We start from the raw sequence: 14,756 nt of genomic DNA, 5'->3' as shown, positions 1-14,756 counted from the left end.
CGGCGATGACGGCCACCGTCAAGGACGAACTGAGCAGGCTGCGAGTAGCCAAGCCCTGCTGCCGGCGGGCTGAGATGGCGGCGCTTCTGCGGTTCGCGGGGGGCCTGCACATCGTCGGCGGGCGGATCGTGGTGGAGGCCGAGCTCGACACCGGCGCCACCGCGCGCCGGCTGCGGCGTGAGATCGCCGAGGTCTTCGGATTCCCCTCGTCGGTCGCCGTGCTGGCCGCCGGCGGGCTGCGCCGATCGGTGCGCTACATCGTCCGGGTGGAGCGTGACGGCGAGCAGCTGGCCCGGTCGACGGGCCTGCTCGACCAGCGCGGCCGCCCGGTGCGGGGCCTCCCCCCGCAGGTGGTCACGGGGTCGGCCTGTGATGCGGCGGCGGCGTGGCGCGGCGCGTTCCTCGCGCACGGCTCGCTCACCGAGCCGGGCCGGTCGTGTTCGATGGAGGTGACCTCGCCCGGGCCGGAGGCGGCGCTGGCGCTCGTCGGTGCCGCGCGGCGGATGGGCGTCCAGGCCAAGAGCCGGGATGTCCGCGGAGTCGACCGGGTGGTGGTTCGCGACGGCGACGCGATCGGCGCGCTGCTCACCCGGATCGGTGCGCACGACAGCCTGATGGCCTGGGAGGAGCGGCGGATGCGCCGCGAGGTCCGGGCCACGGCGAACCGGCTCGCGAACTTCGACGACGCGAACCTGCGCCGTTCGGCCCGCGCGGCGGTCGCCGCCGGGGCGCGGGTGCAGGCGGCGATGCGCATCCTCGGCGACGACGCCCCCGAGCACCTGCTCGCCGCGGGCCGGCTGCGGCTCGAACACGCCCAGGCCTCGTTGGAGGAGCTCGGCGCGCTGGCCGATCCGCCGCTCACCAAGGACGCCGTCGCCGGGCGAATCCGGCGCCTGCTCGCGTTGGCGGACAAACGTGCCAACGCGCTCGGTATCCCGAACACCGAGGCCAGTGTCTCGCCGGAGCTCTTTGAGAACGCCTGAGCACGGAATCAGGTGCCCCGTGGGCGTGCCGCGGGAGCACGGCCACGCACCGTGCCGGGGCAGGTCCGTAGGATAGGGTGTTTGTCGAAAGGCGATGCATTCAACCAATTGCTGACGGTGCCGGGTCCCCCGATGTGAGGAGACCGACATGAATCGGTTCGGATTCCCGCCGATGATGTCCCGACTCGCTAGGCTCCTGACACACGACGGCACACGAGCATAGGGAGTCCTGGACGTGGCTACGCGGGTGGGTGTCAACGGCTTCGGGCGAATCGGCCGTAACTTCTGGCGGGCGCTTGCGGCGAGCCGCCGCAGCGATCTGGAGATCGTCGCCGTCAACGACCTGACGGACAACAAGACCCTCGCGCACCTGCTGAAGTACGACACGACCCTGGGCACGCTGGCCGCCCCGGTCTCGGTCGCCGAGGACGGGATCCGGGTCGGCGACACCACGATCAAGGTGCTGGCCGAGCGTGACCCGGCGGCACTGCCCTGGTCTGACCTGGGCGTCGACGTCGTCATCGAGTCGACCGGTCGTTTCACCACGGCGGAGACCGCTGGCAAGCACCTGACCGCGGGCGCGAAGAAGGTGATCATCTCGGCGCCGGCCAAGGGTGAGGACCTGACGGTCGTCATGGGCGTGAACGACGACGTCTACGACCCGGCGAAGCACCACATCCTCTCGAACGCCTCCTGCACGACGAACTGTGTCGCGCCATTGGCCAAGGTTCTCGACGAGGCGTTCGGTATCGAGCGCGGTCTGATGACGACGATCCACGCCTACACCAATGACCAGGTCATCCTGGACTTCCCGCATTCCGACCTGCGTCGGGCCCGGGCCGCCGCGCAGAACATCATTCCGACGACCACCGGCGCGGCGAAGGCGACCGCTCTTGTTCTGCCCCACCTGAAGGGCAAGCTGGACGGTCTTGCGATGCGCGTTCCGGTCCTGGACGGTTCTGTTACCGACCTCGTCGTGAACCTCGCTCGCGAGGCGTCGAAGGACGAGATCAACGCCGCCTACAAGGCCGCGGCGGAAGGCCCCCTGAAGGGCTACCTCGTCTACACGGAAGACCCGATTGTCTCCTCCGACATCGTGGGCACCCCGGCGTCCTGCACCTTCGACTCGCAGCTGACCATGTCCTTCGGCTCCCAGGTCAAGGTCGTCGGCTGGTACGACAACGAGTGGGGCTACTCCAACCGCCTGGTCGACCTGACCGGCCTGGTGGCCGGCCGGCTCTGAGCCCGGTCCCGGCCCCGCGAGACGCCCCGTCCACCTGACCTTCGCCGACCCCGGAGCAGCCCAGCGTGAGGACGATCGACGACCTGCAGGTCACCGGCCACCGCGTACTCGTCCGCAGTGACCTCAACGTGCCGCTGGACCATTCCGGGTCCGCGCCGCGCATCACCGACGACGGACGGGTGCGGGCCAGCCTGCCGACCATCCAGGCGCTTCTCGAGCGGAACGCGAAGGTGGTCGTCTGCTCGCACCTGGGGCGCCCGAAGGGAGCTCCGGAGGCGAAGTACTCGCTGGCTCCGGTCGCCGAGCGGCTGTCCGAGCTGCTCGGCGTCCCGGTCGCCTTCGCCGGTGACGGCGGCGGCGACATCGCCGGCGACCGGGCCCGGGAGGTCGTCGGCGGGCTCGCCGAGGGCCAGGTGGCCCTGCTGGAGAACCTCCGTTTCCACCCGGGGGAGACCAGCAAGGACGCCGTCGACCGCGCCGCCTTCGCCGACGAGCTCTCGGCGCTGGCCGAGTTCTACGTCGGCGACGCGTTCGGTGCGGTGCACCGTGCCCACGCGAGCGTGGCGGAGGTGCCCAAGCGCCTGCCGCACGCCGTCGGGCAGCTGGTGCTGGCGGAGCTGGAGGTGCTGCGCGCGCTCACCTCCGAGCCGGCCCGGCCGTACGCGGTGGTGCTCGGCGGGTCGAAGGTGTCGGACAAGCTGGGAGTCATCCGCGCACTGCTGCCGAGGGTCGACTCGCTCCTGGTCGGCGGCGGCATGTGCTTCACCTTCCTGGCCGCGCTGGGCCACCCGGTCGGCGCCTCGCTCCTGGAGAGCGAGATGATCGACACCTGTAAGAGCCTGCTGGCGGAGGCCGGTGACCGGCTCGTGCTGCCCACCGACGTGGTGGTCGCCGACAGGTTCGCCGCCGACGCCGCGCACCGTGTGGTCGCCGCCGACGCGATCCCGGACGGCTGGCTCGGCCTGGACATCGGCCCGGAGGCGACCGCGGCGTTCGCGGGCGTGGCCGGCGGTGCCGCGACGATCTTCTGGAACGGCCCGATGGGCGTGTTCGAGTTCCCGGCGTTCGCCGCCGGTACCCGCGGTGTCGCCGAGGCCGTCGCCGCCGGCCCGGGTTTCTCGGTCGTGGGCGGCGGGGACTCCGCGGCCGCCGTGCGCACCCTGGGCATTCCCGAGGCGAGCTTCACCCACATCTCCACCGGCGGCGGGGCCAGCCTCGAGTACCTGGAGGGCAAGACCCTGCCCGGGCTCGCCGCACTCGACGTCTGAACAGCACCAGAACAGCACCAGAGACAACACCCGGAACACCATCAGGCACCGGACGAAGGGATGCAGGAACGTGGCGAAGGGGGCACCCGCCCGTACATCGGGCGGGTCCGGCCGGCGGACACTGGTCGCCGGCAACTGGAAGATGAACCTCAACCACCTCGAGGCCATCGCGCTGGTGCAGAAGGTCGCCTTCGACCTGAAGCCGGCCGAGCTGGAGAAGGCCGAGGTCGTCTTCCTGCCGCCGTTCACCGATCTGCGCAGCGTCCAGACCCTGATCGACGGGGACAGGCTCGCCGTCAGCTACGGGGGCCAGGACCTCTCGCCGCACGGCTCCGGGGCGTACACGGGTGACATCAGTGGGCCGATGCTGGCCCGGCTCGGCTGTTCGTACGCGGTGGTCGGGCACTCCGAGCGGCGCACCTACCACCACGAGGACGATGCGCTGGTCGCCTCGAAGGCCCGCGCGGCCTATACCCACGGGATCACGCCCATCGTCTGCGTGGGTGAACACGAGGCGATCCGGACCGCCGGCACCCACGTCGAGCACGTACTCGCCCAGCTGGAGGGCTCGCTCGCCGGAGTCACGGCGGAGCAGGCCGCGACGCTCGTCGTCGCCTACGAGCCGGTCTGGGCCATCGGCACCGGGAAGACCGCCTCCGCCCAGGATGCCCAGGACATGTGCGCCGCGATCCGTGGCCAGCTCGGGAAGCTGTTCGGCGAGCCGGTCGCGGCCGGGATCCGTGTGCTCTACGGGGGCTCGGTCAAGGCCGCGAACGCCGCGGAGCTGTTCACCCGGCCGGACGTCGACGGTGGCCTCGTCGGCGGTGCGAGCCTCGTCGYGGAGGAGTTCGTCGGGATCGTCCGCGCTGCGCCGTCAGCCTGAGAAGCTCCTGCTCGGGCACCGGGGCGGTGTCATGTACGTTGACACGATCGTCGGGCCTGATCGGGTACGGCGTCTCAGGCCTACACGACGGCGGGAGCTGGTCTGGATGACGGTCGGTCTGTCGATCGCACTGATCGCCACGAGCGTGCTGCTCGTGTTGCTGGTGCTGTTGCACCGGGCCAAGGGCGGCGGTCTGTCGACCCTGTTCGGCGGTGGGGTCTCCTCCTCTCTGGGCGGGTCCTCGGTCGTCGAGAAGAACCTCGACCGCCTCACTGTCGCGGTGGCCCTCCTGTGGATCACCTGCATCATCGGTCTCGGTCTGCTTCTGAAGAATTGAGCGCCACCGCTTCGGGGCGGCGTCCGCGCGTCGCCCGGGTGATCTGCGCCCTCGCCGCCGCCCTGCTCGCAGCGGCGGGGTGCAGTCCGGACCCCGATCCGGCACCTGGGCCGATGGCGGCGACCCCGTCCACCGCGCCGACCACGGCACCGCCTGACGGCAAGCCCGGCGGCACGCTGCGCCTGCTCACCGGGCAGATGCCCAGCGGCGACCCCGGCTGGGCCGACGAACCGGGGGAGCAGGCCTTCGCCCGCCTGGTCACCCGGCAGCTCTACAGCTACCCGACCGACACCGACGTGACGCGGGCGACGATCCCGCGGCCGGACCTGGCCGTCGGCGAGCCGGTGGTGACCATGGGCGGCACCGTCTACACCGTGCGGCTGCGCTCGGCGGCCCGCTGGAACACCCCGAGCCAGCGGCGGATCACCGCGACCGACGTCGCCCGCGGCTTCAAGCGTATGTGCGCACCGCCGGTGCCCTCGCCGCTACGCGGGTACTACGCCGCGACCATCCGCGGGTTCGCCGAGTACTGCGCGCAGCTCGCCGTGTCGCCGGTCGCGGACGTGTCGGCCCTGATCGAGGGCGGTTCGATCTCCGGCGTCGAGGTTGTCGGGGACGACACGATCGAGTTCCACCTGGTCCGCCCGGTCAACGACTTCGTCGACGTCCTCGCGCTGCCGGCCAGCTCCCCGGTGCCGTTGGAGGCCCTGGCGTACCCGCCGGACTCCCCGGAGTACCTGGACAACCTGATCTCCGCCGGCCCCTACCGGTTCGTGTCCGAGCCGGACGGCGACTACCGGCTGTCCCGCAACCCGTCCTGGAGCGGTTCCTCGGACGGCATCAGGCGGGCGCTTCCGGACCACATCACGGTGACGGACGGCCTCGACGCCGAGACGATCGCCGAGCGGATCGAGGCCGGCGAGGGCGACATGGCCCTGGACGGAGAGGTCCCCCGCGACCAGCTGGACACACTCACCGGCGACGCGGACGAACGCCTCGTGGTCGGCCCGACCGGCACGGTGGTCACGCTCGTCGTCGGGCTCAACGGACCGTCTGCGGCGGCGCTGCGCGAGCAGCAGGTCCGCACGGCGCTGGCGTACTGCGTCGACCGGGTGGCGGTCACCGGAGCGCTCGGCGGCCCGCCGCTCGCCGCCCCGACGGCGCAGCTGCTGCAGGAGCCGATGACCGGCTACGAGGAGTACGACCCCTACCCGGCCGAGGAGGGCACCGGCGCCCCGCAGCGCTGCGCCGAAGGCCTGGCGAACAACCCCGGTGGGCGGGTGACGGCGCTGTCGCTGCTGACCACGGACAGCGCCGCCGACGCGCAGGTGGCCGAGGCGCTGCGCGTCGCGTTCGCCCGCGCCGACATCCGGCTGGACGTCCGCGTGCGCAGCAGGGAGCAGTACCGGCAGGCGGTGAGCGACCCGCAGCAGCAGTTCTGGGACCTGGCGCTGACCAGGATCTCTCCCGGCTGGTTCGGGGACGCCGCGCGCACCGTCTACCAGCCTCTGCTCGACGGGATGTGGATGGGGCCGCGGCCCGCCGACGGCGGCTACCGGCGCCCGGACCTCCAGGCCCGCTTCGAGGCGGCGTCCGAGGCCAGCCCGGCGGCGATGGCCGGCGAGACCTGGGCGGCGCTGGAGCGGACCGTCCTCGCCGACGCCGCCGTCCTGCCGCTCGCGGTCAGCTACCCCGCCCGCCTGCACAGCGCGACGGTGCAGGCGTTCACGATCATTCCCTCACTCGGAACCGCCGACCCCACCGCGGTTTCGCTGTCGTCCTGACCGGATCCGCACTACCCGCGGGGTGCGCCCGGCGGGTGGCGGCGGCCGGGCGAGGATGCCCACACCCGTGAGAGGGCCATTACGGGCCCTCATTCGCGTAGGGAAGCCCCGGTGAGGGTGGTCGGTGCAACCCGTGGTGGGCCTGCCGGCCTACACTCCGGACAGACATGCTGGGCACCGCCGTGAGYGGCACCGGCACATCTACGGTGGCGGTTCGGGCGTGGGTGGTCCGGCCGCGGGGGGCCGACCGCCGAGCTACCACCCATGGGACGAGACAAAGGAGCACGCGGGCCGTGGCAGGTGGCAACGCCATCCGGGGGAGCCGGGTCGGGGCAGGACCGATGGGGGAGGCCGAGCGGGGCGACACCGCCCCCCGGCAGCGCATCTCCTTCTGGTGCGCCAACGAGCACGAGACGAAGCCGGCCTTCGCAGCCGACGCGTCCATACCGGACACGTGGGACTGCCCGAGTTGCGGCTTTCCGGCCGGGCGGGACCGTGACAACACCCCCGCTCCGCCGAAGACCGAGCCGTACAAGACGCACCTCGCCTATGTGCGGGAGCGGCGCAACGAGAAGGACGGCGAGGCGATCCTCGCCGAGGCCCTGGCGAAGCTGCGGGGCGCGCCGGTGACCTGACCACCCCGCGTTCGGCTGCCCGCTGTGCGGACCATCGAGGCCGGCCATGTGGTGGCCGGCCGGTACCGGCTGGTGGAGTGCATCGGCGCCGGTTCGATGGGTGTCGTGTGGCGGGCCGTTGACCTGCTGCTGCGGGTCGAGGTGGCGGTCAAGGCGATCTGGCTCGGCGGCCGCCCGGCCGCGGCCGGGCTCGCCGGCGCGAGCCTGACCGGTGCGGATCGAGCGCGGGTCGCCGCCGCGGTGCGGGAGGCGCGCAGCGCCGCCCAGCTCCGCTCCAACCCACACGTCGTCTCGGTGACCGACGTCGTCGAGGACGGCGGCCTGCCCTGGATCGTCATGGAGCTGGTCGCCGCCACCTCGCTGGACACCGCCGTGCGCGAGACCGGGCCGCTCCCGGTCGTCCGGGCGGCGGAGGTGGGGCTCGCCGTGCTCGACGCCCTCATGGCCGGCCAGCGGATCGGGCTGTTGCACCGGGACGTCAAACCGTCGAACATCCTGCTTGCCGTCGACGGGCGGGTTCTGCTCACCGACTTCGGCATCGCGACCCACGTGGCGGACACGACGGCGCCGGGCAGCGACGGCAGCGCCGGYACACCCGCCTACCTGGCACCGGAACGCATCACTCAGCGGCCCGCCTCGCTGGCCGCGGACCTCTTCTCGCTCGGGGCCACGCTGTACTTCGCCGTCGACGGGAACCCGCCGTTCGCCCGGGACACCGTGCCGCTGACTCTCGGCGCGGTCCTGCACGCGGATCCGCCGCCGCTGGTGCGGGCGGACGCGCTGTGGCCGGTGATCGGCGGCCTCCTGATCAAGAATCCCGAGACCCGGCTGAGCTCGGAGGCCGCGAAGGCGCTGCTCGGCCGGGCCCTGCGCCTCGCCGGTGCCGGAGCCGGCGGGACCGCTCTCGCCGATCGGCTGGCCACGAGAGGATCCGCGTCGCCGGAACGTCCGGTGCCGTCCGCGGACCCGGGCGGCCCGGTGGATCCGGTGGATCCGGTGGCGTCGCTGGGGCCGGCGCCGGCAGGGGATCGGACGCGGCCCGTCGACCGCGTCGACCGATCCCTGCCGGGAGGGCCGGGGTCGTGGCCCCCTCACCTCCCGCGTCCGCCCCGACCACYGATCGTCGGAGTCCTCACCAGCCTGGTGCTGGTCCTGGTCACCACTGGCCTGCTGTGGATGGCGCGGGGCGGTGAACCGGGATCCGATCGTGACCCGACACCCGGTGGCGGCCCGTCATCCGGCGGTGGTCCGTCGTCCGGTTCTCGGGACCTGCTGCCGGCCGGCATGGCCGGTTCGTGGGGCGGTTCGGTGACCCAGGGGCCGGTCGAGTTCCCCGTGGAGCTTGTGCTCAGCGGTGGTGGGATCGACGAGATCGTCGGCCGGAGTGCCTATCCGACGGACGGGTGCCGCATGGAGCTGCGCCTGCGGGAGGTCGGCCCGGACAGCATCACGGTGCAGGAACGGCTGGTTCTGCCCGGTGTCCTCTGCAAGGGCGCGGACCGGCTGGTGCTCGCGCTGCGTTCCGACAGCCGGCTCGCCTACACCTATGCCGCAACCGGGATCAACTCGGTGGGTGACGGCGTGCTCACGAGGGAATGACCGCAGCGTATCCGTGCCCGCGCGCGGACTCRCCCGCGGAAGGTGATGGGGTCGAAGCGCACAGTGCCCGGATACGGGTATGAGTCAGGCTCACCGGTAGGTGACGGTGAGAGGAGGCAAGGTGGATTCCGACTACCCGCTGCTCAGCGTGTTTCTCTACATGCTGTGGTTCTTCTGCTTCGTTCTATGGCTGTTCCTGCTGTTCACCGTGGTCGCGGACGTCTTCCGCAGCCACGACCTCTCCGGCTGGGGCAAGGCAGGCTGGACGGCCCTCATCGTCATCCTGCCGCTGGTCGGTGTGCTGGCGTACCTGATCATCCGCGGTAGTTCCATGCACGAGCGACAGGCCCGCCAGGCCGCGGCCGCCGCGGATCTCTGGCGCGCCCAGGTCCGCCAGGCCGCCGGCCGGCCGAGCCCCGCCGACGAGCTGACCCGGCTGGCAGACCTCCGTGACCACGGGGTCATCAGCGCCAACGAGTTCGAACGGGAGAAGACGAAGATTCTGGCCTGATCAGCGATTCCGGCCTGATCAGCCCGGAGCCCGGACCCGGCCGTCAGCTCTGACGGCCGGCCTCCGGCTCCGGGCCGAGCCAGCCTGGGCCGGGCTGGGCCTGATCAGCCCGCGGAGCCGGCTCGGGTCGGCTCGAGCCTGGATGCCGCGGCCTGGTCGACGAGCCACAGGGTTCGCTCACGCCCCACCGCCCCTGCCGCAGGCCAGGTCACCGGGTCCGCACCCGGGGCGAGTGCCGCCGCGACGGCCTCCGCCTTCTCCTCACCCGCCGCCACCATCCACACCTGGCGGGCCGAGCGCAGGGTCGGGAACGTCATCGTCACCCGCGTCGGCGGCGGCTTGGGGCAGTCGTGGACGGCCGCCGTCGGTTCGGTTGCCACGGCGGCCGGCGACCCGGGAAAGATCGACGCGGTGTGGGTCTCCGGCCCGAGCCCGAGGAGCAGCACGTCGAAGGCGGGGACCGACGCGCCGGGGGCTGCCCGCGCCGAGAGTTCGACGGCGTACTGCGTGGCGGCGGTCTCCGCCTCCGCCGTCCCGATCGGCCGGATCRCGGCCAGCCCCGCGCGGCCGGACCCGGGCCCCTCTCCCGCGGCGGCGGGCGCGGACTCGACGTCACCCCCGGCCCGGGCCGGGGTGAGGGCGGCGACCGGGAACACCCGCGACGGGTCCAGCGGGATGTGCTCCAGCAGCGCGTCCCAGGCCTGCCGGTCGTTGCGGTCGGGGGAGTCCGCCGGGACGAAGCGTTCGTCGCCCCACCACACGTCCACCTTGGACCAGTCGACGGCATCGAGTGCTGGGTTGTCGCGCACCGCCCGCAGCAGCGCCACGCCGATCCCGCCTCCGGTGAGCACGAGGCTGGCCTCGCCCCGCTCGGACTGGGCGTCCACAAGGGCGGTGAGCAGCCGGGCGGCCGCCGCGCGTGCGAGCACGCCGGCATCCGCGTGCACGACGACCGTTGCCGGTGGTGGCGCGGGCGCCGACCCGGGGTCCCGCGCGGTCACGACGCCGCGGGCGGTGCTGTCGGAGCCGCRGGCGGTGCTGTCGGAGTGGCCCCGGCGTGCTCAGCCACCTCGGCGTGCTCCGTGGGTTTCCCCCTGTCTGCCGCCCCGTCGTTGCCTGCCGTTCCGGGGCGCTCCGTGGCTCCGGAACGCGGCGCGGCTCCGGGCCGCCCGCTCGCTCTGGTCGCTCCGGCGGCTCCGGCGGGAGACGTGGCCGCGGCGTGTTCCAGCGCCGGGTCGCGCCAGATGTGCTCGCGGTGCCGCGGCCGGCGGCTCAGATCGGGGATGTGGCTCCAGGCCGAGAGCGCCTCCGCGTACACGACGTCGTCGTCGAGCCGGCGCAGCTCCTCGGCGAGCAGGTCTCCGAGCCCGCGTTCCGGCAGCGGCAGGACCCGGGTGGGGAAGCCCGTGCGGGTGATGCCCGCCGACCGGCTGTCCGTCCGGGCCAGCTCGAGCTCGCCGTCGCCGACGGCGAGCCGCACACCCTGGATGCCCTTGCGCCCGGGCGCGTCGGTGACCGTCACCGGGACCTGCAGCCTCGCCTGCAGCCAGCCGGCGAACAGGCAGGCGCTGGGATTGCCGGGCTCGCTGACGACCGTCGCCGGGCCGGCGGCCTCGGAGGCCTGGACCTGGTCGAAGGCCGCCGCCAGCAGGGTGCGCCAGCCGGAGATGCGGGTCCAGGCGAGGTCGGTGTCGCCGGGGACGAAGTCCTCGGCCCGCTGCCGCAGCGCGGCGACCGGGTCGGTGGCCGCGTACGTGCCGGTGACACGGCGGTCGGCGAAGACCCCGAGCGGATCGTAGGCGATCTTCTCCGGCGGGGCGTCGTACCACCAGGTGACCACCGGTGCGTCCGGTGCGAGCAGCGGCAGGACCACCGACTCCGCGTGCAGCGCGAGCCGCCCGGACATCCGCATCACGACAGCCTCGCCGGGCCCCAGCCGGCCACCGATCGACACCTCGGCGTCCAGCCGCGGGTGCGGCGAGTCGATCTGGCGGCGGACGACGATCAGCAGCCGGCAGGGATGCGCGGCGGCGGCCGCCGTCGCGGCGCTCTCGGCCTGGCTGACGTGCTGCTCGTCCACGACCACCACGAGTGTCAGCGCGAGCCCGAACGCCAGCGCGCCGGCGGCCCGCCGCTCGGCCGCGAGTGCTTTGACCACCGCTGATCCGGTGGTGTCCCACAGCGTGGTCATGCCTGGCTCCCCTCGGCGTGGCGGTGGTGGGTCATGGCCGGCGCCACCGGCGGCCGTCGCGGGCGAGCATGTCGTCGGCGGCCGCCGGCCCCCAGGTGCCCGCCCGGTAGGTGTGCGGCGTGGTCTTCCGCCAGAAGTCCTCCAGCGGGTCGATGATCCGCCACGACTCCTCGACCTCGGCGTTGTTCGGGAACAGCGTCGCGTCGCCGAGCAGGACGTCCAGGATGAGACGTTCGTAGGCCTCGGGCAGGGCCTCGGTGAACGCCTCGCCGAACAGGAAGTCCATGGCGACGTCCCGGACCTCCATGGCCGACCCGGGAACCTTGGAGCCGAAACGGAGCGTGACACCCTCGTCGGGCTGGACCCGGATCACCAGCTGGTTGTTGCCCAGCTCGGCCGTGTCGGTGACGTCGAACGGCAGGTGTGGCGCCTTGGTGAAGGTGATCGCGATCTCGGTGACCCGCCGTGGCAGGCGCTTGCCCGTCCGCAGGTAGAAGGGCACGCCGGCCCACCGCCGGGTCTCGACGCCGAGCTTCACCGCGACGAAGGTCTCGGTGGTCGAGCTGGCGGGGATGTCCGCCTCCTCGAGATAGCCGCGGACCCGCTCGCCGGCGAGCCAGCCCTGGGAGTACTGCCCGCGCACGGCGAAGGTCCCGAAGTCGTCGGGCACCGACACCGCGCGCAGCACCTTCAGCTTCTCGGTGCGGATCGTCTCGGCGCTGAAGCTGACCGGCTCCTCCATCGCGGTGAGCGCCAGCAGCTGCAGAAGGTGGTTCTGCAGGACGTCCCGCGCGGCGCCGGTCTCGTCGTAGAAGCCGGCGCGGGTGCCGATACCGACATCCTCGGCCATCGTGATCTGCACCGAGTCGACGAAGTGCGAGTTCCAGATCGGTTCGAACAGCGTGTTCGCAAAGCGCAGCGCGAACAGGTTCTGGACGGTCTCCTTGCCCAGATAGTGGTCGATGCGGAACACGTCACCCGGCGTGAACACGTCGTCCACGAGGGCGTTGAGCTCGCGCGCCGAATCCAGGTCGTGGCCGAACGGCTTCTCGATGACGACGCGCCGCCAGCCGCCCGCGGCGTCGTTGGAGGCCAGACCCGTCCGCTGCATCTGCTTGAGGACGACGGGGAAGGCCGTCGGCGGGATCGACAGGTAGAAGGCCGCGTTGCCGCGGACGCCGTGGCTCTGCTCGAGCTCGGAGAGCAGACTGGCCAGGCCGTCGAAGGCCGCATCGTCGGAGAACGACCCGGACCGGAAGCGCAGCGAGCCCGCCAGCCGCTCCCAGGTGTCCTCCCGGAACGGGGTCCGGGCGCCGCGTTCGGCCGCCTCCCGGGCGAACGCGGCGAACTCGTCGTCGTTCCACTCCCGCCGGGCGAACCCGACCAGAACGAAGCCCGGGGGCAGCAGCCCCCGGTTGGCCAGGTCGTACACGGCCGGGATGAGTTTCTTGCGGGCCAGGTCACCGGTTACGCCGAAGACCACCAGAGCACTGTTGTCCGGCAGCCGTGGCAGCCTCCGATCCCGTGGATCCCGCAGTGGGTTGCCACTAGCGGTGGACGCCACCGTTCCCCCTTCACAGTTCGTGGTGCTCGCGAGTCAGCCCTGCCGATACAGCCGCGCTGCCGATACTGCCGCCGGCCAGCCGGATCCGCCCGGCTGGCTGCCGGTCCGGCCGCCCGGGTCCGCCGAGCCTAGGGGGCGACGGCGCCGAGCTGGTCGCGGATCGTGCCGAGAAGCTGGTTCCAGGAGTCCTCGAACTTGCGGACGCCGTCGACCTCGAGGACCTCGACGACGTCGGCCATGTCCACCCCCAGCTCGCTGAGCTGGTCGAAGACGGCGTGGGCCGCCCCGAGGTTGGGGGTGATCGTGTCGCCGGGGACGACGCCGTGGTCCGCGAAGGCCTCGAGGGTCGCCTCCGGCATCGTGTTGACGGTGCCCGGGGCGATCAGCTCCGTCACGTACAACGTGTCCGGCAGTGACGGGTCCTTCGTGGACGTCGACGCCCACAGCGGACGCTGCGGCTTCGCGCCCGCCGCGGCGAGCCGCTCCCAGCGCGGGGTGCCGAACACCTTCTGGTGCAGCTCGTAGGCGAGTCGCGCGTTGGCGATCGCGGCCTTGGAACGCAGCTCCGCCGCCTTCGGCGTGCCGATCTTCTCCAGCCGCCGGTCGACCTCGCCGTCGACCCGACTGACGAAGAAGGACGCCACGGAGGCCACGTCGGAGATGTCACGACCGGCGTCGAGCGCCTGCTCCAGGCCGGTCATGTGCGCGTCCATGACCGCCTCGTACCGGTCCAGCGCGAAGATCAGCGTGACGTTCACACTGATGCCCTCGGCCAGCGTCGCCGTGATCGCGGACAGGCCGGCCCGGGTCGCCGGGATCTTGATGAACAGGTTGGGCCGGTCGACCAGCCACCACAGCGCGCGCGCCTCGGCGACGGTGCGCTCGGTCTCGTGCGCGAGCCGCGGGTCGACCTCCAGCGACACCCGCCCGTCCACGCCGCCGGTCGCGTCGTACACCGGTCGCAGGACGTCGCAGGCCTCGCGGATGTCCGCGGCGGTGATCGCACGGACCGCCTCGCCGACGTCCACCCCACGCACCGCGAGGTCGCGGAGCTGCTCCTGGTAGGTCTCGCCGCCCCCGATGGCCTTCTGGAAGATCGTCGGGTTACTGGTCACCCCGACGACGCCGCTGCCGCCGACGAGGTCGGCCAGATTGCCGGTTCGGAGCCGTTCGCGGCTGATGTCGTCCAGCCAGACCGCCACACCGGCAGCTGACAGGTCGGACAGTGGCTTGCTCATCGGACGTCCTCCTCTGCGCGGCCGTGTCGTCGCGCCGCGGTGGTCTTCATTGTCCGGTGGTACCAATGATCGCATCTGGAGGCACGGTTCCCCGCCGCTGTGACGCGCGCCCACGCACCGCCCGGGTCGCCCCGGCGTGTCCGCGCGCCACCGACATGGGGCGCCCCGGCCGGTCGCGCCACTGCCTTCGCGCCGCCTTCCTTACTGCTTACGGCGACCGTGCCAGATGTCCCTGTCCTCGGCCCTACCCTGCCGCGTGATCCTCACCCCAGAGTCTGTGTCCAGGTGTCCCACGGGAAACGTGCCGAAGAACACTGGACGTCCGGCCTGCCCGGGCCGGGTGGCACGTCACCCGGCCGGCCCGCCTCCCGTGGCCGAATCCACACGCTGGACGCACAGCCAGCCCGGGGCCCCCGGCGGGCGTCACCCACATGCGGGAGAGCGGCTCCGACAGGACCACGTCGGGACGCAGCCCACGCGCACTCGCCCCCTCCCGACAGCTAGACTCCGACACGTCGTA

General features: G+C 72.5%; 13 protein-coding genes. 9 read left to right on the top strand and 4 right to left on the bottom strand.

From position 1 onward, the window contains the following. The first annotated feature begins 5 nt into the window (after positions 1-5). The 9 genes from whiA (at position 6) to CC117_RS01325 (ending at position 9,243) form a co-directional block, all read left to right on the top strand. Positions 6-983, top strand: coding sequence for a DNA-binding protein WhiA (whiA, locus tag CC117_RS01365; RefSeq protein ID WP_195905378.1), 978 nt, complete (start codon positions 6-8; stop codon positions 981-983). 235 nt (positions 984-1,218) lie between these two features. Beyond that, positions 1,219-2,226, top strand: coding sequence for a type I glyceraldehyde-3-phosphate dehydrogenase (gene gap / locus CC117_RS01360; RefSeq protein ID WP_071081864.1), 1,008 nt, complete (start codon positions 1,219-1,221; stop codon positions 2,224-2,226). A 65-nt stretch (positions 2,227-2,291) separates the two neighbouring features. Continuing rightward, positions 2,292-3,494, top strand: coding sequence for a phosphoglycerate kinase (locus tag CC117_RS01355; RefSeq protein WP_071081863.1), 1,203 nt, complete (start codon positions 2,292-2,294; stop codon positions 3,492-3,494). A 70-nt stretch (positions 3,495-3,564) separates the two neighbouring features. Further along, entirely contained in the window at positions 3,565-4,377 is an 813-nt protein-coding gene (tpiA, locus tag CC117_RS01350; RefSeq protein WP_084131221.1) for a triose-phosphate isomerase, read from the top strand. A gap of 106 nt (positions 4,378-4,483) precedes the next feature. Continuing rightward, entirely contained in the window at positions 4,484-4,714 is a 231-nt protein-coding gene (gene secG / locus CC117_RS01345) for a preprotein translocase subunit SecG (protein WP_018640359.1), read from the top strand. A gap of 113 nt (positions 4,715-4,827) precedes the next feature. Further along, positions 4,828-6,498 (top strand): ABC transporter substrate-binding protein, encoded by a 1,671-nt coding sequence (locus CC117_RS01340; protein ID WP_084131218.1) that lies wholly within the window; start codon positions 4,828-4,830, stop codon positions 6,496-6,498. 293 nt (positions 6,499-6,791) lie between these two features. Next, positions 6,792-7,133, top strand: a complete 342-nt coding sequence (locus CC117_RS01335) for an RNA polymerase-binding protein RbpA (protein ID WP_006538993.1) — start codon at positions 6,792-6,794, stop codon at positions 7,131-7,133. 24 nt (positions 7,134-7,157) lie between these two features. Then, positions 7,158-8,732 (top strand): serine/threonine-protein kinase, encoded by a 1,575-nt coding sequence (locus tag CC117_RS01330; protein ID WP_071081861.1) that lies wholly within the window; start codon positions 7,158-7,160, stop codon positions 8,730-8,732. A gap of 121 nt (positions 8,733-8,853) precedes the next feature. Then, a complete protein-coding gene (locus CC117_RS01325; RefSeq protein ID WP_018640362.1) occupies positions 8,854-9,243 on the top strand; it encodes an SHOCT domain-containing protein in 390 nt (129 codons plus the stop codon). Positions 9,244-9,347: 104 nt separating this feature from the next. On the opposite strand, the gene pgl is transcribed toward CC117_RS01325, so the two are convergent. The 4 genes from pgl to tal form a co-directional block, all read right to left on the bottom strand. Then, complete coding sequence (gene pgl, locus CC117_RS01320; protein ID WP_071081860.1) at positions 9,348-10,244, bottom strand: 6-phosphogluconolactonase; 897 nt, start codon at positions 10,242-10,244, stop codon at positions 9,348-9,350. Next, the gene (locus CC117_RS01315; protein ID WP_071081859.1) at positions 10,241-11,434 is read right to left on the bottom strand and encodes a glucose-6-phosphate dehydrogenase assembly protein OpcA; all 1,194 of its coding nucleotides are present in this window, start codon (positions 11,432-11,434) and stop codon (positions 10,241-10,243) included. The genes pgl and CC117_RS01315 overlap by 4 nt, the downstream gene beginning before the upstream one ends. A gap of 31 nt (positions 11,435-11,465) precedes the next feature. Beyond that, positions 11,466-12,998, bottom strand: coding sequence for a glucose-6-phosphate dehydrogenase (gene zwf, locus CC117_RS01310; protein WP_071081858.1), 1,533 nt, complete (start codon positions 12,996-12,998; stop codon positions 11,466-11,468). Positions 12,999-13,126: 128 nt separating this feature from the next. Beyond that, complete coding sequence (gene tal / locus CC117_RS01305) at positions 13,127-14,236, bottom strand: transaldolase (protein ID WP_071081857.1); 1,110 nt, start codon at positions 14,234-14,236, stop codon at positions 13,127-13,129. Positions 14,237-14,756: the final 520 nt, after the last annotated feature.

The organism is Parafrankia colletiae, from assembly GCF_001854655.1.
Taxonomy (GTDB): domain Bacteria; phylum Actinomycetota; class Actinomycetes; order Frankiales; family Frankiaceae; genus Parafrankia; species Parafrankia colletiae.
The sequence above is the reverse complement of the archived record's forward strand: the minus strand, read 5'-3'. Positions and strand labels throughout refer to the sequence as shown.